This window comes from Streptomyces sp. DvalAA-14, from assembly GCF_900091855.1.
Lineage (GTDB): Bacteria > Actinomycetota > Actinomycetes > Streptomycetales > Streptomycetaceae > Actinacidiphila.
Genome location: NZ_FMCH01000101.1, coordinates 1 through 21,140, shown reverse-complemented (window position 1 = coordinate 21,140; position 21,140 = coordinate 1). Strand labels below are relative to the sequence as shown.

Genomic DNA, 21,140 nt, shown 5'->3' with positions numbered 1-21,140 from the left:
GCCGCGGCCGGTCGCGCAGTTCCCCGGCCCCTGCCGGGCACCGCCCGCGGCGGTCGCGGCGTACAGCACCGCCGGCAGAGGGAGGGAGGCGGGGGACGGTGCGGTCGGGTACGACGGAGCGGCGGGGGGCGGTGGGGGGAGGCTCATGCCTTGGTCAGTCCCTTTCCGCGGCCGCCCAGGGCCAGATAGACGTCCTCCAGGCTGGGCACCGCCAAGGTGAAGTCGTCGAGGGCGGCGAAGGCGGGGCCGCCGGTGACCTCGGCCACGGCGGCGCGGGCGCGGTCCTGCGGGAGGCGGAGGGTCCAGCGGCGCCCGGAGACCTCGGCGAGCGGCCGCAGCGCGGCGATCGCGGCCAGGCCGACCGGCGCGTCGTAGCGCCACACCAGGTCGAGCCGCACCTCGTCGGCGACCAGGGCCCGCAGTCCGGCCGGGGTGTCGGAGGCGATGACGCGCCCCCGGTCCAGCACCGCCACCCGGTCCAGCACGGTTTCCGCCTCGATGACGTTGTGGGTGACCAGCAGCACCGTGGTGCCGAACTCGTTGCGGCGCCGGTCGACCGCCGCCCACACCGCGCGGCGGGCCAGCGGGTCCATGCCGGTGGTGGGCTCGTCCAGCACCAGCACCGGCCGCTCGCCGACCAGGGTGGCGGCGAAGCAGGCCAGGCGGCGCTGGCCGCCGGAGAGCTTCTTCAGCGGGCGGCCGGCCAGCGGCCCGAGGTCGAGTTCGTCGAGGACGGCGTCGCGGGCGGCCCGGGCCGCGGCCGCGTCCATGCCGCGCAGCCGCCCGGTGGTCTCGGCGGCCAGCGCCACCGTCAACTCGTCGAAGGCGGTGGATTCCTGCCCGAGGTAGCCGACCAGCCGGGAGGCGCGGTCGGGGTGGCGGACGAGATCGTGGCCGAGGAGTTCGATGGAGCCGGCGTCGGGGCGCAGCAGCCCGGTGAGCTGGCGGACCAGGGTGGTCTTGCCGGCGCCGTTGGGGCCGAGGATGCCGAACAGTTCACCGCGTTCGACGTCGAGGTCGATGCCGTCGTTGGCGCGCACCGGCGGCGGGGCGGGTTCGGCGCCGCGGCCGCGCCGGGGAGTGCGGCGGGCGCCGGAACCGGCCGGGTACGTCCTGATCAGACCGCGTACGGTGCACACCGCATCGCGGGCTGTGGCGACCACTGGTGGCGCCGTCTCCTCCGTGCCCGTACTCACGAGGACCGAGCGTACGCGCAAAGCCCCCGGCACGGCTGCTCGGGGCCGGTTCGGAGCGGCGCCGGACCGGCTCAGGCCCGGTCCGAGCCGGGTCGGCGCCAGGTCAGGGCAGCCCGCAAGGGACCGTCAGCCGCCGTCGGCGGCGGCCTCCGCCGGCGCGCGCCCTTCGACCTCGCGCCAGAAGCCGGCCCGGATCGCGTACCGGTCGTGCTCGTCGATCTGGTCGTCCTTGTGGGCGAGCAGGCCGAAGCGGGCGGCGTAGCGGAGCAGCTCGCCGTCGATGCGGTGCGGGACCCGCGGGTAGTGCGAGGACAGGTGCAGCAGCTGGCCGGAGTCGTTGACCCGGGCGATCCAGCGGCGGGCGAAGACCTGGCCGACCTCGTAGGGGTCGCCGCTGACCGCGGTGATGTCGGCCTCGCGGTCGGCCCAGCGCTGCTCGGCGCTGGTGACCTGGGCGAGGGTGGGCAGTCCGCTGGTGTCGGGCAGGTCGGGGCCGGGGCCGCGGTCGGTCCAGCCCTTGTCGGAGGACCAGCGCAGGGTGGCGCTGGGCGCGGGCTGCGGGGCCGGCCCGGCGGCGTGCGTGGTGCGGCCGAGTCCGGCCAGGTCCTTGGGGGTGGGGACGCCGCCTTTGCCGGGCACCGCGGACGGGGAGGTGTCGGGCTCCGGCGCGCTGCCGTTCTTCGCCGGCCGGCCGACCTGTCCGACCTGGACGACCTGGCCGGAATGCCCCGGGTGGCCCGAGTGGTCCGCGTGGACGGTGTGCGCCGGGTGCCCGTTCTCCGGGGACGACTCGCCCGACTCGGGCAGCGGCGCGGACAGGATCGCGGCGATCTCGGGGCGGATCTCCGGCCGGGGCCCCGGCGGCGGGCAGGCGCCGGTGACGTCGCGGGCCCTGATCGCGGCGGTGATCCACTCCCGGTCCAGCACCCGCCGCTCGTCGGCCTCGGCCACCAGGTCCTCGGACTGGTTGTAGTCGCCGTCGGCGGCCTGGACGGCCCACAGGTGGACGGCGACGCCGTGCTCCTTCGCGGACATCATGCCGGGCAGCAGATCGCCGTCGCCGGTCACCAGCACGATGTCGGAGCAGGCGCGGTTGCGGGCCAGTTCGGACAGCTCGGCGTGCATGGCCGCGTCGACGCCCTTCTGCGCCCACCGGCCGTCCGTCCGGGTGAGCGCGCCGAGCCGTACCGTCACTCGGGGCATCACCCGCAGCCTGCGGTGCTCCGGTTGCGGAACGCGGTCGGGTGCTCCGTCGAACCAGTAGATCCGCAGCAGCGGTTGCCCGGTCTCCTCTTCGGCGCGTTTACGCAGGCCGGCCACCACGCCGGCATGATCCACCAGGATCCGGGAACGCGACGGTTCACCGGCCAGCAGGCTCGCCGCTGCGCCCAGCAGATATCCGGCGTCCACCAGGACGACGCAGCGGTCCATGTTGCACCTCTTCCGGTCGCCCCCCGGCGCTGTTCTACCCAGGGTTCTCCCCGCGATGTCCCACGAGTCTGCCCGAATGCTCGGGCGTTATGACCTCGAACCCGATCTTCGGCGTGGCGGTGGTCACTTTTTCGGTGGCGATCTTCGGGGCCGGCTCGGTGAATTGCCCGAAATGCGTGGTTTGTCGTCCCATGTGAGTCTGATGACGGCCATCGGCCCCGAGTTCGGCCGGTCGGCCTCAACACCCCCCACCCAGGAAGGCACGACCGTGGCGAAGAACAAGAACCAGAGCCGTCAGCGCGATCAGTCCGACCAGCGCCCGGGTCAGCGCGCCGGGCAGGGCACGGAGTCGCAGGACAACACGCGCGCCTCGACCACCGAGGAGCACGCCATGCCCGCCTCCACGCAGGCCCCGCGCAAGCAGAAGCAGCGGTTCGGCCACAACTGACCGGTCCCGCGCGGCACCGGTCACAGCCCCGACACCGATCAGCGGGCTGATCACCGACGCGGGGGTGCCCCTCGCGGGCGCCCCCGCGTTCGTGCCCGCCAACGCCCCTCGGTCCCCGAGCACTTCACGGGCCCCATCTCTTACCCCGCCTTTAGGCCGCACCTACCCCCTGTCGTGGCACACTCTGGCCCATGGAGGAGATACGACCACGGCTGAGGGCGCTACGCGCTGCCCTGTTCGCCGCACTGTGCGTCACCCTCTCCTCGACCTCCCACGTACTGATGGCCCACGCCCCGCTGCCGACGGCCGCGGTCGCCGCGGCGTTCACCGCGGTGTTCGCGCTGGCGTACCTGCTCGGCGGCCGGGAGCGCGGCTTTTGGGGCATCGCCGGGCTCATGGTGCCGGTGGAGCTGGCGGTGGACACCTTGTTCACCTCCGGCCAGCAGGCCTGTTACGGCCCCTCCGGCGGCCCGGTGACCGGCTCCTGGCGGACGCTGCACGAGGCGGTGGTCTGCCGCGGCGGCCAGTTCGGCGGCCGGCTGGCCGGCGTCCCGGGCGGCCACGCCGCCCAGCAGATGCCCTCCACCGTGCTGCCGTGGCTGCTGCTGGCCCTGCATGTCTCGGTCGGCCTGCTCGCCTCCTGGTGGCTGCGGCGCGGTGAGGCCGCCCTGCACCGGGTGGTCCGCTCGACGGCGACCGCCGCCTTCCGGCCGCTGCTGTTCGCCGTCACCGCCGCCCGCGGCGGATTCGCCGCGCCGGCCCGCCGGGTCGACCCGGCCGCCGCCCGTACCGCCGCCGGCGCCCCGCCCGCCCGGCCGCTGCTGCACACCGTCGTACGCCGTGGTCCGCCCGTCCTGGTCCCCGTCTAGACCGTCCGCAGGCCGCCCCCGAGCGCCCCGCCGACCGTCCTGACCACACGGACCGCACCGACAGCACCACGACCGGCATCACCCACGGACGCGTACACCCACGGAGAACTCCAGTCATGAGCAGCAGGAACAGCAAGGCCAGCAAAGAAGCCGCCCGCGAGCGGCTGCGCGCGCAGCGTGAGAAGGAAGCCAAGCGGGCCAAGGTCCGCCGCCAGTTGCTGGTCGGCGGTGGCGTGGTGGCGCTGCTGGCGATAGCCGGCGGTGTGGCCGTCGCCGTCAACCAGATGAACAAGCCGGACTACTGGGCGAACGCGGCGAAGCAGAAGCTGGTGCAGCCCGCCAACACCTCGGGCACCGACGGCACCACGATCATCATCGGCGACAAGAACAACAAGAACACGGTCCACGAGTTCGAGGACCTGCGCTGCCCGATCTGCGCGGCCTACGAGCAGGCGGCGGGCACCGACGTGCTCAAGGGCGCCACGGACGGCAGTTACAAGATCCAGTACACCTTCGGCACCTTCCTGGACCCCGCCAACGGCGGCTCCGGCTCCAAGAAGGCACTGAGCGCGCTGGGAGCGGCGCTGAACGTGTCCACCGACGCGTTCAACCAGTACCACACCCTGCTCTACAGCAAGGCCGTGCACCCGGACGAGAAGAAGGACACCTTCAACAGCGACAGCTTCCTGATCGCGCAGGCGCAGAAGGTCCCGGCGCTGAAGAACAACACCAAGTTCGACGACGCGGTGAAGAAGGGCACCTTCGACAAGTGGGCGCTGACGATGAGCAAGTCGTTCGACAGCAGTGGCGTCAACTCCACGCCCACCGTCAAGGTCAACAACAAGGACGTGCAGGTGGCCGGCCTGTCCTCGGCCGCGGTGACGGCGGCGATCAAGGCCGACCTCACCTGACGGCGGCGCGCTTCCTCCGGGACCGGCCCTACAGGTCCCGGAGGAAGTCCAGCGCGACCGACCACGTCCGCGTCGCCGCTTGCGCGTCGTAGTCGGGCAGTTCCGGGTCGGTGTACAGATGGCCGGCGCCGCGGTAACGGTGGATCTCCACGTCCGCGCCGGCCTTGCGCATCCGCAGGTACCACGCGTTCAGCCAGTCGTCGGTCTCGAAGGGGTCCGGATCGGCGACGTGCAGCTGGACGGGGATGTCGGTGGCCGCGTCGTCGGTCATGTCCGAGGTACCGTGCAGGAGCAGCAGGCCACGGGCCTGATCGTCGCCGAGGGCGAGATTCTGGGCGACGGAGCCGCCGAGCGAGAAGCCCGCGTAGACAACACCCTGTTCCGCGAACGGGGCCGCGGCGACGACGGCGCGGCGCAGCAGTTCGTCGCGGCCGATCTCGTCGCGGACCGCCATGCCCTCTTCGACCGTGCGCGCGGTCCGGCCCTCGTAGAGGTCCGGTACGACCACCTCGTGCCCGGCGGCCCGCAGCCGGTCGGCGGCGGCGTACACCGCAGGTCGCAGACCGTAGGCGCTGTGGAACAGGACAATCGTCACAGGGCTTCCTCACATCGGGTCGGGTATCCGGTCCATGGTGCCCTACCGTCACGGCACTCAGTGCCGAGCAAGGATCGAGGTGGACATGGAGAGCGCGCTACGACCGGTCATGGTGATAGGTGCGGCGGTCCTGGTGACCCTGCTCGTCGGCTGGGCCGTGGACAGATCCCTGCGATCCGTGGACGCCCGCCACCCCGAGACCCCGCTGTGGGGCCTGCTGCGGCGCTGCCGGCTGCCGGTGCAGGTGGTCCTGTGCAGCGCGCTGCTGCGGGGCGCCTATCGGGCCGCGCGGGTCGGCGTGGAGCACACGCCCCAGGTCGGACAGGCGCTCACCTTGGTCCTGATCGCCTCCACCGCCTGGCTGGTGGTGCGGATCGCGGCCGCGATCACCGACTCCGTCTACGCCCAGTACGCGGTCACCTCGCGCAACGTGCCCAAGATCCGCCGGCTGCGCACCCAGCTGACCTTGATCCAGCGGGTGTTCATCGCCGTGGTCATGGTGATCGCCATCGCCTCGATGCTGTTCACCTTCCCGGAGATGCGGACCGTCGGGGCGTCGATGCTGGCCTCCGCGGGCCTGATCGGCATCGTGGCCGGTGTGGCCGCCCAGTCCACGCTGAGCAATCTGTTCGCCGGCCTGCAGATCGCCTTCGGCGACATGGTGCGGATCGGCGACACGGTGGTGGTGGACGAGGAATGGGGCGTGGTCGAGGAGATCACCTTGACTTACCTGAGCGTGCGCACCTGGGACGAGCGCCGGCTCACCATGCCGGTGTCGTACTTCACCAGCAAGCCGTTCGAGAACTGGTCCCGGGGCGATCCGCGGATGACCGGCACCGTCTTCTTCCACCTCGACCACTCCACGCCGGTGGACGCGATGCGCAAGCGGACGCTGGAGATCCTGGAGCAGGCCTCGGAGTGGGACCGCAGGGCGTGGGGCGTGGTGGTGATCGACACCACACCGACCACCATCCAGATACGGGTGCTGGTCACCGCCAAGGACGCCGACGACATCTTCAACCTGCGCTGCATCGTGCGCGAGCAGCTGATCGACTGGCTGCGCTGCGAGCACCCCTACGCGCTGCCGCGGATCAGCACCGCCGCCGCGCCGGGACGCCCGCAGGGCGGCCAGGAGCGGGAGATGGCGCCGATGCCGGACTCCAAGGACCTCGGCCCGGGGCCGGGAGCGCGCTGACCGCCGGCGCCCGCGAGCCGGGGCCCGCAAGCCAGCGCCCGCAAGCTCGGCGCCCCCGGGTCCGGCATCCGGGTCCGGCCGCCTCACAGCCCCCGCATCGAGCGCAGATCCAGGTGGCGCAGCACCCGGTCCACCACCTCCGGGTCGATACCCGGCTCGCTGCGCGCGGCCAGCACCTCGTGCCGGGCGGCGGACAGCATGTCCTCCTGGAAGTGGCGCAGCGCCTTGATCCGGGCGAGCCGGCGGGCGTGGCTGTCGCGGCGCTCGTACTCCACGATGTCGGGTGAGATCCGGGTGCCCACCTCGAAGGCGCGGCGGTGCAGTATCTCCGAGAGCTCCTCGTCCAGCGTCTCGTTGCGCTCGATCTCCTTCAGCCGGACCCGGGCCGCGGTCATCGCCCGTACCGCCAGGGCGCGTTCCAGGTCGTGCTCGGCCTCGATGTCGCTGCCCACCTCCAGCCGCTTGACCAGCCAGGGCAGCGTGAGCCCCTGCACCACCAGGGTGGCCAGCGCCACCGCGAAGGCGATGAACAGCAGTTCCTGGCGGGCCGGGAACGGCAGGTGGTGGTGGGTGGTGAGCGGGAGGGCGAGCGCCAGCGCCACCGACACCACCCCGCGCATCCCGGACCACCACATGATGACGGTCTCCTGCCAGGTCATCGGGATGTCCTCGTAGACGTCCCGCAGCTTGTGCAGCCGGCGGGCGATCAGCGAGGCCGGCATCAGATAGAGCAGCCGCAGGAAGACCACGACCGCGACCACCAGGCCCGCGTGCCGCAGTATCGCCTCCCAGTGCCCGTCCGGGACGGCGAAGACGTTGTGCAGTTCGAGGCCGATCAGGCCGAAGGCGATTCCGGTGACGAGGGTGTCCACGATCTCCCAGAAGGTGTTGCCCACCAGCCGGGCCTGCACGTCGTCCGCCTCGAAGGCGTGCTCGGCGAGGAAGAGGGCGGTGGTGAGCACCGCGAGCACGCCGGAGCCGTGCAGTTCCTGGGTGAGCACGTAGGCGGCGTAGGGCACCAGCAGGGACAGGCCGATCTGCAAGGTGGGCTCGCCGACCACCGTCATCAGTTTGTTGGTGCCCCAGCCCAGCACCAGGCCGATGACGACCGCGACCACCGCGTTCAGCAGCAGTTCCAGGACCGCGTGCGACACCGAGAACTCACCGGAGACCGCCGCCGCGACGGCCACGTTGTAGAGCACGATGGCCGTGACGTCGTTGAACAGCCCCTCGCCCTCCAGGATGGAGATCATCCGGCGCGGCAGCCCGAGGGCGCCGGCCACCGCGGTCGCGGCCACCGGGTCGGGCGGCGCGACGATCGCGCCCAGGGCGAAGGCGCCGGCCAGCGAGATGCCGGGGACGATCGCGTTCGCGACGGCCGCCACGACTCCGGTGGTGACGAACACCAGGCCCACCGCGAGCAGGAAGATGGCCCGCTTGTTGATCGCGAACTGCCGCCAACTGGTGCGCTGCACGGCCGCGTAGAGCAGCGGGGGCAGCAGCAGCGGCAGGATCAGGGACGGCTCGATGTGCACGTTCGGGACCTGCGGGATCAGCGCCAGCACCACGCCGAGCAGCGTCATCAGGACCGGCGCCGGCAGCATCAGCCGTTCGCCCAGCGGCACCATGACGATGGCCGCGAGCGCGATCACGAAGAAGAGGGCGAGCTGATCCACGGCGTCAGGGTGCCATGTGCACGACGGTCCGTCCGGCGCCAATCGCCGGACGGGCGGCTATTTCGTGGCGCCGGCCGAGGTCGTGGCACGCGGCGGGCCGACCGGCCCGGACGCCTGGCCGAACTCCCGCCGCATCGCCCGGTGGGCGATCCCCGCGTCCGTGAACTCCGGCCCGTAGGCCGTGTAGCCGAGCCGTTCGTAGAACGGGACGGCGTGCGTCTGCGCCTCCAGGTAGACCCCGCGCAGGCCGAGCCGCTGTGCCTCGTCCTCCAGGGCGCGCACCAGCCGGGCGCCGACCCCGCCGCGCCGTGCGGCCTTGCGCACCGCGAGCCGGCCGAGCACCGCGATCCGCGGGTCGCCGCCGTTCTTCCCGGCCGCGTCCTCGCCCACAAGCAGCCGGCCGGTGCCCGCGCCCTCGGCCAGCACGTGCACGGCCCGGCCGTCCTTGCCGTCCCACTCCAGGTCGGCGGGCACGTCCTGCTCCACGACGAAGACCTCGTGCCGGATGGCGTGCACGGCGGCCATCGCGGCCGGGTCGTCGGCGGGCACCACCCGGACCTCGGGGCCGCCGGTCGCGGGCGCGCTCACTCGCTGTCCGCCCGCACGGTGTCCAGCGCCTGCTGGAGGTCGGCCGGGTAGCCGCTCTCGAACTCGACCCACTCGCCGTCGGCCGGATGCTCGAAGCCCAGCCGCACCGCGTGCAGCCACTGCCGGGTCAGGCCCAGCCGCTTGGCCATGGTGGGGTCGGCGCCGTAGGTGAGGTCGCCCACACACGGGTGGCGGTGGGCGGACATGTGCACCCGGATCTGGTGGGTGCGGCCGGTCTCCAGCTTGATGTCGAGCAGGCTGGCCGAGCGGAACGCCTCGATCAGGTCGTAGTGCGTCACCGACGGCTTGCCGTCGGCGGTGACCGCCCATTTGTAGTCGTGCTGCGGGTGGCGGCCGACCGGGGCGTCGATGGTGCCGCTCATCGGGTCGGGGTGGCCCTGGACCAGGGCGTGGTAGCGCTTGTCCACCACCCGGTCGCGGAACTGGGCCTTGAGCAGGGTGTAGGCCCGCTCGGACTTGGCGACGACCATCAGCCCGGAGGTGCCGACGTCGAGCCGGTGCACGATGCCCTGGCGCTCGGCGGCGCCCGAGGTGGAGATCCGGTAGCCGGCCGCGGCCAGCCCGCCGATCACGGTCGTCCCGGTCCAGCCGGGGCTGGGGTGGGCGGCGACGCCGACCGGCTTGACGACGACCAGCACGTCCTCGTCGTCGTGGATGATCTCCATGCCCTCGACGGGCTCGGCGACGATCCGCACCGGTTCGGCCGGGGCGGGCATCTCCACTTCCAGCCACGCCCCGCCCCGGACCCGCTCCGACTTGCCCGCGGCGGAGCCGTCGATGGAGACCTTGCCCGCGGCGGCCAGCTCGGCGGCCTTGGTCCGGGAGAAACCGAACATACGGGCGATGGCGGCGTCGACGCGCTCGCCTTCGAGGCCATCGGGCACGGGCAGGGAACGGACTTCGGGAACGGTGCTCACCTGATCGAGTATGGGCCCTCAGTCCTGGTGCTTGGTGCCGTCCGGATCCACACCGCGGAAGGAGAGCAGCACGATCAGCACGCCACCGCAGCAGATCGCCGAGTCGGCGAGGTTGAACACCGCGAAGTGCTCGGGCTCGATGAAGTCCACCACGCGGCCCTGGAAGCTGCCGGGCGCGCGGAAGACCCGGTCGGTGAGGTTGCCGAAGGCGCCGCCGAGCAGCAGGCCGAGAGCCACCGCCCAGGGCAGGCTGTACAGCCGCCGGGACAGCCGGACGATCACCGCGATCACACCGACCGCGATCACCGTGAAGACGATGGTCATGCCCTGGCCGAGACCGAAGGCCGCCCCGGCGTTCCGGACCGCGTCGAACCGCAGGTAGTGGCCGAAGACATTGATCGGGTCGTGGTGCTCCAGGCTGTGCACGACCCACAGCTTGGTGAGCAGGTCGAGCAGGTACGCCAGCACCGCGACGCCGATCAGGACGGCGATCCGCCGGCGGTGGGTCCCGGCCGCCGCGGCGGCCGTCCCGGTCCCGGCCGGCTCCGCCGCCTCGTCGGGCGTTTCCGGTGTGGTGATGCTGCGCTCCGCTTCCGTCACGTGAGTTCCTCAGCCCTTGTGCTCCGTGCCCGCCAGGCCGAATCCTGACTGCTGACGAGGGTACGGCACAGGCGTACGAGGAGTCAGCGCCGCTCCTGGCGCTGCTTGTCGTCCAGGCACAAGGTGGCGCGCGGGAAGGCCTGCATCCTGGCCTTGCCGATGGGGTTGCCGCACACCTCGCACAGGCCGTAGGTGCCCTCGTCCAGGCGCTGCAGCGCGTGGTCGGCCTGGGTCAGGGTCTCGCGGGTGTTGGCGGCCAGCGCAAGCTCGTACTCGCGGGTGATGTTCTTGCTGCCGGTGTCGGCCTCGTCGCCGGTGCTGTCGCCGGAATCACGCATCAGACCCGCGACGGCCGCCTCGGACGAGATCAGCTCGGCCTTGAGCCGCTCGACCTCGGAGAACAGCTCGGCGCGCGCCTCCTCGACCTCTTCGGTCGTCCACGGCTCCTCGCCGGGGAGTACCGCCAACACGTCCGGTTGCGCCGCGATAGGGGCGGCGGGGACCGGGGACCCCGATGTCGCGGCCGGCTGGGCCACGGTCTTCTTAGCTGCCACCGTGCGGGCTCCTGTCTTCTTCGCGGCTGCGGCCTCGTTGGCCGGCGCCGTCCTGACCGGGTGCTGGGGTGCGGCCCTGTGGGGCGCACCCGGCGCCGCCGTCGTCGCCGGTGCCTTTCGCGCCGCGCCCCTCACCGTGTTCTGTGCGGCCATGGCGGCTACCCCTTCACATCGGTGATGTTGTTCGCGAAGCGTGCCGGAAACGGTAAATCGACTACGCACCCGCGGCAAGCAGGGGAGCTGCCTGACCGACCCGGCCGCCCGCGGGCGGAAAGGTCTCCATGCGTTGTGCCCAGCTCACCGTGAGGTATTCCGGCACACCGCCCGGACCATGCCGGAAAGCCGCCATTCGGGTCCAAGCCGCACCGGATGGCGTCTTCGGCCGCCGGTCCGGGGCCGGCGGCCCGCCGTCCGGTGCGGCTGCCGGGCCGGCTTGCGGGGCGGCTTCCGGTGCGGCTTTCGGGGCCGCCGATAACCGGTCGGCCCCGCGCCCCGCGGCCCCGTACACTGGGCGCAGCGAAAGGCGTGGATGGGACGAGTAGCGCCGCACGCAGCCCAGAGCGACCCGGGGGCGGTGGAAGCCCGGGGGTGTGCGCGGTGCGAAGATCACCCCGGAGCCGCCGGAGGAAAGCCCGCGGGGGCCCGCAGCGCCCCGCAGGCCGTAGAGCCGGCGTCGCTGGACCAATGAGGGGGCGGTGCCGTCCGCACAGGACGGGGGGCCGGAAGGCCCGAGCACACCGCCAAGGAGGGTGGTACCGCGGGAGCGCGCTTGCGTACGCTCTCGTCCCTCCGACGGAAGTCGCGACAAGCGAACCGCGTCCGCCGGAGGAAGAGCCCCGATGAGCCAGCCTGACCAGCCGCAGTACCGCCCGGTGCCCGCCCAGGTCGACCTGCCCGCCCTCGAACACGAGGTGCTGGCCCTGTGGGCCGAGCGCGGGACGTTCGCCCGCTCCCTGGAGCAGACCGAGGGCCGGCCCGACTGGGTGTTCTACGAGGGCCCGCCGACCGCCAACGGCATGCCCGGCGCCCACCACATCGAGGCCCGGGTCTTCAAGGACGTCTTCCCGCGCTTCAAGACCATGCAGGGCCACCATGTGACCCGCAAGGCCGGCTGGGACTGCCACGGTCTGCCGGTGGAGCTGGCGGTGGAAAAGGAGCTGGGCTTCACCGGCAAGCAGGACATCGAGGCGTACGGCATCGCCGAGTTCAACGCGAAGTGCCGGGCCTCGGTGACCCGGCACACCGACGCGTTCGCCGAGCTGACCGAGCGCATGGGCTACTGGGTGGACCTGGACGACGCCTACCGCACCATGGACCCCGAGTACGTCGAGTCGGTGTGGTGGTCGCTCAAGCAGATCTTCGGCAAGGGCCTGCTGGTGCAGGACTACCGGGTCGCGCCGTGGTGCCCCCGCGACCAGACCGGGCTGTCCGACCACGAGCTGGCGCAGGGCTACGAGACGATCGTCGACCCGTCGGTCTACGTCCGCTTCCCGCTGACCTCCGGCCCGCTGGCCGGGCAGGCCGCGCTGCTGGTGTGGACGACCACCCCCTGGACCCTGGTGTCCAACACCGCGGTGGCCGCCCATCCGGAGGTGACCTACGTCGTCGCCACCGACGGCCAGGAGCAGCTCGTGGTCGCCGAACCGCTGCTCGGCAAGGCGCTGGGTGACGGCTGGACGGCGACCGGGCAGCGCTTCACCGGTCGCGAGATGGAGCGCTGGACCTATCAGCGGCCCTTCTCCTTCGTCGACATCCCGGACGCGCACTATGTGCTCAACGCCGAGTACGTCACCACCGAGGACGGCACCGGCCTGGTCCACCAGTCCCCCGCCTTCGGCGAGGAGGACCTCAAGGCCTGCCGCGCGTACGGCCTGCCGGTGGTCAACCCGGTGCGCCCCGACGGCACCTTCGAGCCCCAGGTGCCGCTGGTCGGCGGGGTCTTCTTCAAGAAGGCCGACGAGGCGCTGGTGGCCGAACTCCAGGCGACCGGCCGCCTGTTCAAGCATGTGCCGTACGAGCACAGCTACCCGCACTGCTGGCGCTGCCACACCGCGCTGCTCTACTACGCCCAGCCGTCCTGGTACATCCGCACCACCGCGGTCAAGGACGCGCTGCTGCGGGAGAACGAGCGGACCAACTGGTACCCGGACACCGTCAAGCACGGCCGCTACGGCGACTGGCTGGACAACAACGTGGACTGGGCGCTGTCCCGCAACCGCTACTGGGGCACCCCGCTGCCCATCTGGCGCTGCCCGGACGGCCACCTCACCTGCGTCGGCTCACGCACCGAACTCACCGAGCTGACCGGCACCGACCAGTCGGAGCTCGACCCGCACCGCCCCTACATCGACGCGGTGACCTTCGCCTGCCCGACCTGCTCGGCCACCGCGACCCGGGTGCCCGAGGTGATCGACGCCTGGTACGACTCGGGTTCGATGCCGTTCGCGCAGTGGGGCTATCCGTACCGCAACAAGGACGTCTTCGAGCGCACCTACCCCGCGCAGTTCATCTCCGAGGCGATCGACCAGACCCGGGGCTGGTTCTACACGCTGATGGCGATCGGCACGCTGGTCTTCGACAAGTCCGCCTACGAGAACGTGGTCTGCCTCGGCCACATCCTCGCCGAGGACGGCCGCAAGATGTCCAAGCACCTGGGCAACATCCTGCAGCCCATCCCGCTGATGGACCAGCACGGCGCCGACGCGGTGCGCTGGTTCATGGCGGCCGGCGGCTCCCCGTGGTCGGCCCGGCGGGTGGGCCACGGCACCATCCAGGAAGTCGTCCGCAAGACGCTGCTGACCTACTGGAACACCGTCGCCTTCCAGGCGCTGTACGCCCGCACCACGGGCTGGGCGCCGAGCGCCGCCGACCCGGCCGTGGAGGAGCGCCCACTGCTCGACCGCTGGCTGGTCGGCGAGCTGAACGCGCTGGTGCGGGACGTCACCGACGCACTGGAGTCGTACGACACCCAGCGGGCCGGCAAGCTGCTGTCCGCGTTCGTCGACGACCTGTCCAACTGGTACGTGCGCCGGTCCCGGCGCCGGTTCTGGCAGGGCGACGCGGCGGCGCTGCGCACCCTGCACGACGCGGTCGAGACGGTCACCCGGCTGATGGCGCCGCTGGTGCCCTTCATCACCGAACGGGTCTGGCAGGACCTGGTGGTGCCGGTGGTCCCGGACGGGCCCGACTCGGTACACCTGGCCTCCTGGCCGGCGGTCGCCGCGGACCGGATCGACCCGGCACTGTCCGACCGGATGCGGCTGGTCCGGCGGCTGGTCGAACTCGGCCGCGCCACCCGGGCGGAGTCCGGCGTCAAGACCCGCCAGCCCCTGTCGCGGGCGCTGGTCGCCGCGGCGGGCTTCACGGACCTGTCCGAGGAGTTGCGCGGTCAGATCGCCGAGGAGCTGAACGTCTCCTCGCTGGCCTCCTTGGCGGAGGTCGGCGGCTCGCTCGTCGACACCAGCGCGAAGGCCAACTTCCGGGCCCTGGGCAGGCGGTTCGGCAAGGGCGTCCAAGCGGTCGCGGCGGCCGTCGCGGCAGCGGACGCGGCGGCGCTCTCCGCGTCGCTGCGGGAGCTGGGCACGGCGACGGTCGAGGTGGACGGCGAGAGCGTCACGCTCACGCCGGACGAGGTCATCGTCACCGAGACCCCGCGGGAGGGGTGGTCGGTCGCGTCCGACTCGGGGGCGACGGTGGCACTCGACCTGGAGATCACGCCGGAGCTGCGGCAGGCCGGGCTGGCCCGGGACGTGATCAGGCTCATCCAGGAGGCGCGGAAGAATTCGGGGCTGGACGTGGCGGACCGGATCGTGGTGCGGTTCACCGCGGCGGGTCCGGAGCTGGGCGCTGCGCTGGCCGCGCACGCCGAGCTCATCGCCGAGGAGGTGCTCGCCCCGGACTTCGCCCCGGGCGCCCCGACCCCGGAGTTCGGGCCCCCCTTCACCGACGAGTCCCTCGGCCTCACCTTCCACCTCCGCCGAGCCTGACCCCACCCACCCGCCCCTTTTCGTGTCCAAACGCTGGACGGGCTGAACAATCAGCCCGTCCGGGGGCACCTCCCAGCGTTAGCTGGGGGAGCGCTTGAGGACAAAAAAGGGCCGGGCCCCGGCGGGGAGAGATCCCCGGGGGCCCGGTCCTTCGGTTGCTCAGCGGCAGCGACTAGTTGTCGTCCTCGTCGATCAGAAATCCCCGCATCGGCGTCGGCGCCTGCTGCAACGGCGCCTGGCCCTGCGGCCGGACCGGTGCCATCGGCTGCGTCATCGCCGGGGACATCTGCTGCTGGCCGCCGTACGTCGGGCCGGGAGTGTGGCCCATGCCCTGGCCGCCGCCGTAGGAGGGGGCGGAACCCGCGTGGCCCATAGCGCCGGCGCCGGCCGGAGCCATGCCGTTCATGGAACTGCCGCCCATCGTGCCGCTCATGGACGGAGCGGACGGCAGCGACGGGGCCGGCGGGCTGGTCCGCGGCGGGGCGAGCGAGTCGTCCGCCTGGTTCTCCAGCTGGCGCAGCTGGGACTCCAGGTAGGACTTCAGCCGGGTGCGGTACTCCCGCTCGAAGCCACGCAGATCCTCGACCTTGCGCTCCAGCGTGGCGCGGGCGGACTCCAGCGAGCCCATCGCGACACGGTGCTTCTCCTGGGCGTCCCGCTCCAGTGCGTCCGCCTTGGCGCGGGCGTCCCGCTCCAGACCCTCGGCGCGGCTGCGTGCCTCACCGACGATCTTGTTGGCCTCGGACCGCGCCTCGGCGATGGCCTGGTCGGCGGTCTGCTGGGCGAGCGACAGGACACGAGCGGCGCTGTCGCCACCGGGACCCTGCTGCTGCATGGGGTGCTGGCCCATCATGCCGGGACCCTGCTGCTGCATCGGGTGCTGGCCCATCGGACCGGGACCCTGCATACCGCCCTGCATGCCGGGACCCTGCTGCATCGGGTGGCCCTGCTGCTGCATGGGGTGCTGGCCCATCGGGCCGGGACCCTGCATGCCGCCCTGCATGGGGTGGCCCTGCTGCTGCATCGGGTGCTGGCCCATCGGGCCGGGACCCTGCTGGCCATTGGGCCCTGGGGGCAACTGCGGCGCACCACCGGGCAGCTGGGGCGGGCCCATCTGCTGCTGCGGCATCTGCTGCTGCACCGGCTGCGGGCCCGATATGGCGGCGGGTACCGGACGGTCCTGTGGCTCGGGCTTTCGCATGCCCTGCTGTTGGTTCTGGGCGGCGGCACGAGTCGCCGCGGCCAGCTTGGCCCGCAGATCCTCGTTCTCGCGGAGCAGCCGGGTCAGCTCCGCCTCCACCTCGTCGAGGAAGGCGTCGACCTCGTCCTCGTCATAGCCTTCTCGGAGGCGGACGGTCGTGAACTGCTTGTTCCGAACGTCCTCGGGGGTCAGCGGCATCTCTTCACCTCAACGTGATCGTCGACATATCGGGAGCTCGCACCGGTCATCCTTGCAAGCCCTTCAGTACGTCGAGCAGGATGAGCACGATGATCATCAGTACAAAGAAGGACAAGTCGAGCGCCACGCCCCCGATACGCAACGGCGGGATGAACCGCCGCAGGAGCTTGAGTGGCGGATCGGTGACAGTGTAGGTGCCTTCCAGGATGACCACCATCGGCCTCCCAGGGTGCCATGCGCGGGCGAACTGGAAGACGTAATCCATCACCAATCGGAAAAGCAGGACAGCGAAGAAGGTTGCGAGCGCGATCCACAGCACTTGGAGTGCGATGTCCATCGCCCTTCCCTCTCCCCTGCTCGTCGGCCTGTTGGCCGGTCCTGCGCTTGCGTCGGTTCAGCTCTGGTTGAAGAACCCGCCCTCAGCGATCCGGGCTTTGTCTTCCGCCGTGACGTCGACGTTAGCAGGCGAGAGCAGAAAGACCTTCTGCGTCACCCGCTCGATGCTCCCGTGCAGACCGAAGACCAGACCGGCCGCGAAGTCGACAAGTCGCTTCGCGTCGGTGTCGTCCATCTCGGTCAAGTTCATGATCACCGGCGTGCCCTCACGGAAGTGTTCCCCGATAGTACGGGCTTCGTTGTAGGTCCGGGGGTGCAGTGTCGTGATCCGGTAAGGCTCTCGCTCTGACACGACCTTGGGCATGATCACCGGTGCGTTCTTCTCCAGGATGTGACGATCAGGTGTGATGGATGCCACTGGGGCGATCCGCGGTTCGCGGGGTGCCGGGGCATGCACGAGCCGGGGCGGCTCGTCCTGCGGCGGCTGGTGCTGGATCGGCGCCGGTACGTGCTGGCGCCGGGGGACGCGCTCGGGTTCCGGGGCGGTCCGGCCGCCGGGCGGGGGGGCCATCTCGGGCTCGAACTCGTCGTCCGGGTCGAACCCCGGCCCGTCGTATCCGTCGTCCTCCACGAGGCCGAGGTAGACCGCCATTTTGCGCATCGCGCCGGCCATTGCTCTGCGTCCTCTCAGCGGGGTTGCGGTCCTCGGCCGTTGGTGGGACGGCCGCCACACCATATTTATGCTGTGGTCCGACTTGTTTGGTGACGTTACCGGAGCCGCGGACGGACTCCGAGCACCGCCGTACCGACGCGTACATGTGTCGCTCCGGCCGCCACGGCGTGTTCGAGGTCCTGACTCATCCCTGCCGAGACCATGTTCGCAGCGGGATGAGTCTCGCGCAGGCGGGATGAGATTTCCACCAACCGGTCGAAGGCGGCTCGGGGTTGGTCGGCGTACCGGCCGGCCAGGGGTGCGACGGTCATCACACCGTCCAGCCGCAGGGCCGGCGCCGAGGCGATCGCGTCGGCGATCGCGCCGACGGCGTCGGGCGCCACTCCGCCGCGCTCCCCCCGCTCGCCGGAACCGGCGTCGAGGGCCACTTGGACCAGGCAGCCCAGCTCCCGCTCCGCCGCGACGGCCGCGCCGGACAGCGCGCCGACCAGCTTCTGGCGGTCGACGGAGTGCACATGGTCGGCGTAACGGACGACGCTGCGGACTTTGTTGGTCTGCAACTGGCCCACGAAGTGCCAGCCCAGTGCGAGATCGGCGCACTCCTCGGCCTTGGCGGCGGCCTCCTGGTCGCGGTTCTCGGCGACCTGCCGCACCCCGAGCCCGGCGAGCAGCCGGACGTCACTGGCCGGGTACGTCTTAGTGACCACGATCAAGGTGACCTGGGCGGTGTCCCGGCCGGCCGCCGCGCACGCGGTGGCGATGCGCTGCCGCACCTGGTCGAGGGAGGTGCCGAGTTGGGCGGCTCTGTCGTTCACTCGGTCCCGTCCTGCCAGACGTAGCCGGCCAGCCGTCCGGTGCGCTGCTCACGGCGGTACGAGAAGTGGTCGGCGGACTCCAGGGTGCAGACGCTCGGCGTCTCGATCACCTGTACGCCGCAGCGCGCGAGCTGGGCGCGCACGCCGGCGCTCACATCGAGAGCCGGCGTACCCCAACTCGTCTCGGCGTACGCCTCGGGCACGACCGCACTCACCTCGTCCCGCAGTGCGGCGGGCACTTCATAGCACTTACCGCATACCGAGGGTCCGAGGACAGCGACGACGCGAGCCGGGTCGGCGCCCTGCGCGGCCATCGCCTCGACAGCCGCGGGCACCACACCGGCGACCAGTCCCGGCCGCCCGGAGTGCGCCGCGGCCAGCACCCCGGCCCGCGGATCGGCGAGCAGCACCGGTACGCAGTCGGCGGTGAGCACCGCGAGGGTGAGCTCGGGCCGGGTGGTGACCAGTGCGTCCACGGCCGGCACCGGGCCTTCGCCCCAGGGGGCGTCGACCACGGCGACGTCCTTGCCGTGCACCTGGTTCATCCATACCACCCGGCCGGGGTCCCGGCCGAGCGCCCGGGCGGCCCGGACCCGGTTGGCCCGGACCGCCGCCGGGTCGTCGCCGACCGCGCCACCGAGGTTGAGGCTGTCATGAGGAACGGCGCTCACTCCGCCCCACCTGTCGGTAAAGGCGAAGTGCGCGCCGTCCACTGCTGTGCGGTGCCCTATCACTGCCGGGCGGTCACTTCAGGAAGTCCGGGACGTCGAGTTCCTCGGCCGCGGTGTCCTGGTAGGGGCGGGCCGGGGGTACCACCGGCTGGTGGTGCACCGGGGCGGGCGCGGCCTCGGCGGCCGGCTCGCTGTCCTGCTCGGCGTCGCTCGACGAGGTCGGCAGGCTGCCGATCCCGCTGAAGGACGGGGCCGAGCGGGGCGGGTCGATCCGCGCGGTGGGGGCCGGTACGGCCTCGTCGCGTGCGGGGTAGGGGTTGAGCACCCGGTCCCGGGAGCCCTTGGGCGGCGGCTGGCCGCCGTCGAAGCCGGCCGCGATCACGGTGACCCGCACCTCGTCGCCGAGCGCGTCGTCGATGACCGCGCCGAAGATGATGTTGGCCTCGGGGTGCGCGGCCTCGCTGACCAGTTGGGCGGCCTCGTTGATCTCGAACAGACCGAGGTCGGAGCCGCCGGAGATGGACAGCAGCACGCCGCGCGCGCCGTCGATGGAGGCCTCCAGCAGTGGCGAGGAGATCGCCATCTCCGCGGCGGCCACCGCCCGGTCGTCGCCCCGGGCCGACCCGATGCCCATCAGCGCCGAACCGGCCTCCGACATGACCGACTTCACGTCGGCGAAGTCCAGGTTGATCAGGCCGGGGGTGGTGATCAGATCGGTGATGCCCTGGACACCGGAGAGCAGCACCTGGTCGGCGGAGCGGAAGGCGTCGAGCACGCTGACCTGGCGGTCCGAGATGGACAGCAGCCGGTCGTTGGGGATCACGATCAGTGTGTCGACGTTCTCCCGCAGTCCGGCGATGCCGTCCTCGGCCTGGTTGGCGCGACGACGGCCTTCGAAGGTGAAGGGGCGGGTGACCACACCGATGGTCAGCGCACCCAGTGAGCGGGCGATGTTGGCGACCACGGGGGCGCCGCCGGTGCCGGTGCCGCCGCCCTCGCCCGCGGTGACGAAGACCATGTCGGCGCCCTTGAGCACCTCTTCGATCTCCTCACGGTGGTCTTCGGCGGCCTTGCGGCCGACATCGGGGTTGGCGCCCGCGCCGAGGCCACGGGTCAGTTCACGTCCGACGTCGAGCTTGACGTCGGCGTCGCTCATCAGGAGGGCCTGTGCATCGGTGTTGATCGCGATGAACTCGACGCCCTTGAGACCGACCTCGATCATCCGGTTGATGGCGTTGACACCACCGCCGCCGATGCCGACGACCTTGATGACTGCGAGGTAGTTCTGGGGTGCTGCCACGTCGAAGCCCTCTCGCCTCGATTACGAATCGTGTGGGACGGTCGGTGGCTCGCCGGTTGCCGTGCTGAACCCTAACCCTGAGGTTTAGGGTTACCAGTATGCCTGTCCCACGTGTTCTCTTGGGACAGGACACTAAGTCGACAAGCGGTGGCGGTTCAACGAACACGCCGAACCTACCGTTTTCTTTTCACCCTATGTGATCACGCCGTGCGTCGCAGTGCCAGGGTCGCACACCTTGCGCCCGTTCCCTACCGGGCGTCAACTCCCTGACGCGGCAGGGGCGGTGGGGGCGCTGACGTCGAAGTGTGTCGCACGGGGCTCCGCCTTCATCAGCGCGGAGAGAATGACGGCCTTCCGCGCGCCGTCCTGTGCGCTCCCCCACACCACCTCACGCCCGTGTGTGAGTTCGACGGTGATGCCGTCGTAGGAACGTACCCGGATGGCGGTGGCCCGGCCCCGCAGTGTGCCCGGCAGATCACCCGCGACCGCAATCGCCGACCGCAGCAGTTGCGTTGTTCCGAAATACCGCAGGCTCGGTGTGCCGGCGGGCGCCAATTGCACCAGCGGAACTCCCTTCGGCGCCCGGTCGACGGTGGCGAAACGCACGCCCTCCCGGTCGATTTCGACGAACGAGCCGCCGCTTTCCAGCGCGGCCGCGGCGGTGCGCTCGGTCACCCGCACCCGGACGGTGTGCGGCCAGGAGTGCGTGACCTCGACCGTGTCGATCCGCGGCAGGGCGGCCAGCAGCCGCTTGCGTACCGCGCCGGTGTCGACCGAGATCAGCGGTCCGCCCAGCGGTACGGCCGCCGCGCGCCGAATCTGATTGGGCGTCAATTCCCGGCTGCCGCTGACGGCCACGGTACGGGCGCGGAACCAGGGCGAGCCGTAGACCGCCCAGGTGCCGCCGGCGATCAGCACGGTGAGCGCCATCAGGGCCAGCAGCACGGCCAGCCGTCGGG

The 21,140-nt window shown here is 71.6% G+C and carries 20 protein-coding genes; 5 read left to right on the top strand and 15 right to left on the bottom strand.

Going from position 1 to position 21,140, the window contains the following annotated elements:
• Nucleotides 1-143: 143 nt before the first annotated feature.
• Together GA0115240_RS04930 and GA0115240_RS04925 are read right to left on the bottom strand one after the other, a co-directional pair.
• The gene (locus GA0115240_RS04930) at nt 144-1,196 is read right to left on the bottom strand and encodes an ABC transporter ATP-binding protein (protein WP_093735422.1); all 1,053 of its coding nucleotides are present in this window, start codon (nt 1,194-1,196) and stop codon (nt 144-146) included.
• 126 nt (nt 1,197-1,322) lie between these two features.
• Nucleotides 1,323-2,627: an NYN domain-containing protein gene (locus GA0115240_RS04925; protein WP_093735419.1), complete on the bottom strand. Its 1,305-nt coding sequence runs from the start codon at nt 2,625-2,627 to the stop codon at nt 1,323-1,325.
• A gap of 76 nt (nt 2,628-2,703) precedes the next feature.
• Here GA0115240_RS04925 and GA0115240_RS04920 point away from each other — a divergent pair, with 76 nt between their 5' ends.
• The 3 genes from GA0115240_RS04920 (at nt 2,704) to GA0115240_RS04910 (ending at nt 4,855) form a co-directional block, all read left to right on the top strand.
• On the top strand, nt 2,704-3,075 hold the full coding sequence (locus GA0115240_RS04920; RefSeq protein WP_141708729.1) for a hypothetical protein: 372 nt from the start codon (nt 2,704-2,706) through the stop codon (nt 3,073-3,075).
• 191 nt (nt 3,076-3,266) lie between these two features.
• On the top strand, nt 3,267-3,944 hold the full coding sequence (locus GA0115240_RS04915; protein ID WP_093735417.1) for a hypothetical protein: 678 nt from the start codon (nt 3,267-3,269) through the stop codon (nt 3,942-3,944).
• 116 nt (nt 3,945-4,060) lie between these two features.
• Entirely contained in the window at nt 4,061-4,855 is a 795-nt protein-coding gene (locus GA0115240_RS04910) for a thioredoxin domain-containing protein (RefSeq protein WP_093735416.1), read from the top strand.
• A 28-nt stretch (nt 4,856-4,883) separates the two neighbouring features.
• Here the strand turns inward: GA0115240_RS04910 and GA0115240_RS04905 are convergent, their stop codons facing one another.
• Nucleotides 4,884-5,450 (bottom strand): dienelactone hydrolase family protein, encoded by a 567-nt coding sequence (locus GA0115240_RS04905; RefSeq protein ID WP_093735415.1) that lies wholly within the window; start codon nt 5,448-5,450, stop codon nt 4,884-4,886.
• 85 nt (nt 5,451-5,535) lie between these two features.
• Between GA0115240_RS04905 and GA0115240_RS04900 the strand changes: the two genes are divergently transcribed.
• Nucleotides 5,536-6,645: a mechanosensitive ion channel family protein gene (locus GA0115240_RS04900; protein ID WP_093735414.1), complete on the top strand. Its 1,110-nt coding sequence runs from the start codon at nt 5,536-5,538 to the stop codon at nt 6,643-6,645.
• Nucleotides 6,646-6,728: 83 nt separating this feature from the next.
• Here GA0115240_RS04900 and GA0115240_RS04895 read toward each other — a convergent pair whose 3' ends face one another.
• The 5 genes from GA0115240_RS04895 to GA0115240_RS04875 all read right to left on the bottom strand — a co-directional run bounded on the left by GA0115240_RS04895 (nt 6,729) and on the right by GA0115240_RS04875 (nt 11,001).
• Nucleotides 6,729-8,321, bottom strand: a complete 1,593-nt coding sequence (locus GA0115240_RS04895; protein ID WP_093735413.1) for a Na+/H+ antiporter — start codon at nt 8,319-8,321, stop codon at nt 6,729-6,731.
• A 57-nt stretch (nt 8,322-8,378) separates the two neighbouring features.
• Nucleotides 8,379-8,909, bottom strand: a complete 531-nt coding sequence (locus GA0115240_RS04890; RefSeq protein ID WP_370673277.1) for a GNAT family N-acetyltransferase — start codon at nt 8,907-8,909, stop codon at nt 8,379-8,381.
• Nucleotides 8,906-9,847: an RluA family pseudouridine synthase gene (locus GA0115240_RS04885; protein ID WP_093735412.1), complete on the bottom strand. Its 942-nt coding sequence runs from the start codon at nt 9,845-9,847 to the stop codon at nt 8,906-8,908. The genes GA0115240_RS04890 and GA0115240_RS04885 overlap by 4 nt, the downstream gene beginning before the upstream one ends.
• 18 nt (nt 9,848-9,865) lie before the next feature.
• Nucleotides 9,866-10,447, bottom strand: a complete 582-nt coding sequence (gene lspA / locus GA0115240_RS04880) for a signal peptidase II (protein WP_093735411.1) — start codon at nt 10,445-10,447, stop codon at nt 9,866-9,868.
• An 83-nt stretch (nt 10,448-10,530) separates the two neighbouring features.
• Complete coding sequence (locus GA0115240_RS04875) at nt 10,531-11,001, bottom strand: TraR/DksA family transcriptional regulator (RefSeq protein ID WP_370673276.1); 471 nt, start codon at nt 10,999-11,001, stop codon at nt 10,531-10,533.
• Nucleotides 11,002-11,840: 839 nt separating this feature from the next.
• Between GA0115240_RS04875 and ileS the strand changes: the two genes are divergently transcribed.
• On the top strand, nt 11,841-14,987 hold the full coding sequence (gene ileS / locus GA0115240_RS04870; protein ID WP_093735409.1) for an isoleucine--tRNA ligase: 3,147 nt from the start codon (nt 11,841-11,843) through the stop codon (nt 14,985-14,987).
• Between the two features lie 172 nt (nt 14,988-15,159).
• On the opposite strand, the gene GA0115240_RS04865 is transcribed toward ileS, so the two are convergent.
• The 7 genes from GA0115240_RS04865 to GA0115240_RS04835 form a co-directional block, all read right to left on the bottom strand.
• A complete protein-coding gene (locus GA0115240_RS04865; protein ID WP_093735408.1) occupies nt 15,160-16,386 on the bottom strand; it encodes a DivIVA domain-containing protein in 1,227 nt (408 codons plus the stop codon).
• Between the two features lie 46 nt (nt 16,387-16,432).
• Entirely contained in the window at nt 16,433-16,723 is a 291-nt protein-coding gene (locus tag GA0115240_RS04860; RefSeq protein ID WP_093735407.1) for a YggT family protein, read from the bottom strand.
• 57 nt (nt 16,724-16,780) lie between these two features.
• Nucleotides 16,781-17,395 carry a cell division protein SepF gene (locus GA0115240_RS04855; RefSeq protein WP_093735406.1) on the bottom strand — a complete coding sequence of 205 codons (615 nt, stop codon included), beginning with the start codon at nt 17,393-17,395 and terminating at the stop codon, nt 16,781-16,783.
• Nucleotides 17,396-17,490: 95 nt separating this feature from the next.
• The gene (locus GA0115240_RS04850) at nt 17,491-18,210 is read right to left on the bottom strand and encodes a YggS family pyridoxal phosphate-dependent enzyme (RefSeq protein ID WP_093735405.1); all 720 of its coding nucleotides are present in this window, start codon (nt 18,208-18,210) and stop codon (nt 17,491-17,493) included.
• Nucleotides 18,207-18,944, bottom strand: a complete 738-nt coding sequence (gene pgeF, locus GA0115240_RS04845; RefSeq protein WP_093735404.1) for a peptidoglycan editing factor PgeF — start codon at nt 18,942-18,944, stop codon at nt 18,207-18,209. Before pgeF ends, GA0115240_RS04850 begins: the two co-directional genes overlap by 4 nt.
• Before the next feature lie 10 nt (nt 18,945-18,954).
• Nucleotides 18,955-20,181, bottom strand: a complete 1,227-nt coding sequence (gene ftsZ / locus GA0115240_RS04840; protein WP_093735403.1) for a cell division protein FtsZ — start codon at nt 20,179-20,181, stop codon at nt 18,955-18,957.
• A 258-nt stretch (nt 20,182-20,439) separates the two neighbouring features.
• Nucleotides 20,440-21,140 (bottom strand): cell division protein FtsQ/DivIB (locus GA0115240_RS04835; RefSeq protein WP_346267918.1); only part of this gene is annotated, 701 nt, incomplete at its 5' end.

What these genes read in the sequence shown, in the direction of transcription:
- GA0115240_RS04925 (WP_093735419.1), bottom strand. Translation starts at nt 2,627, where the DNA reads ATGGACCGCTGCGTCGTCCTGGTGGACGCCGGATATCTGCTGGGCGCA.
- GA0115240_RS04920 (WP_141708729.1), top strand. Translation starts at nt 2,704, where the DNA reads ATGCTCGGGCGTTATGACCTCGAACCCGATCTTCGGCGTGGCGGTGGT.
- GA0115240_RS04915 (WP_093735417.1), top strand. Translation starts at nt 3,267, where the DNA reads ATGGAGGAGATACGACCACGGCTGAGGGCGCTACGCGCTGCCCTGTTC.
- GA0115240_RS04910 (WP_093735416.1), top strand. Translation starts at nt 4,061, where the DNA reads ATGAGCAGCAGGAACAGCAAGGCCAGCAAAGAAGCCGCCCGCGAGCGG.
- GA0115240_RS04900 (WP_093735414.1), top strand. Translation starts at nt 5,536, where the DNA reads ATGGAGAGCGCGCTACGACCGGTCATGGTGATAGGTGCGGCGGTCCTG.
- ileS (WP_093735409.1), top strand. Translation starts at nt 11,841, where the DNA reads ATGAGCCAGCCTGACCAGCCGCAGTACCGCCCGGTGCCCGCCCAGGTC.
- GA0115240_RS04865 (WP_093735408.1), bottom strand. Translation starts at nt 16,386, where the DNA reads ATGCCGCTGACCCCCGAGGACGTTCGGAACAAGCAGTTCACGACCGTC.
- GA0115240_RS04860 (WP_093735407.1), bottom strand. Translation starts at nt 16,723, where the DNA reads ATGGACATCGCACTCCAAGTGCTGTGGATCGCGCTCGCAACCTTCTTC.
- GA0115240_RS04855 (WP_093735406.1), bottom strand. Translation starts at nt 17,395, where the DNA reads ATGGCCGGCGCGATGCGCAAAATGGCGGTCTACCTCGGCCTCGTGGAG.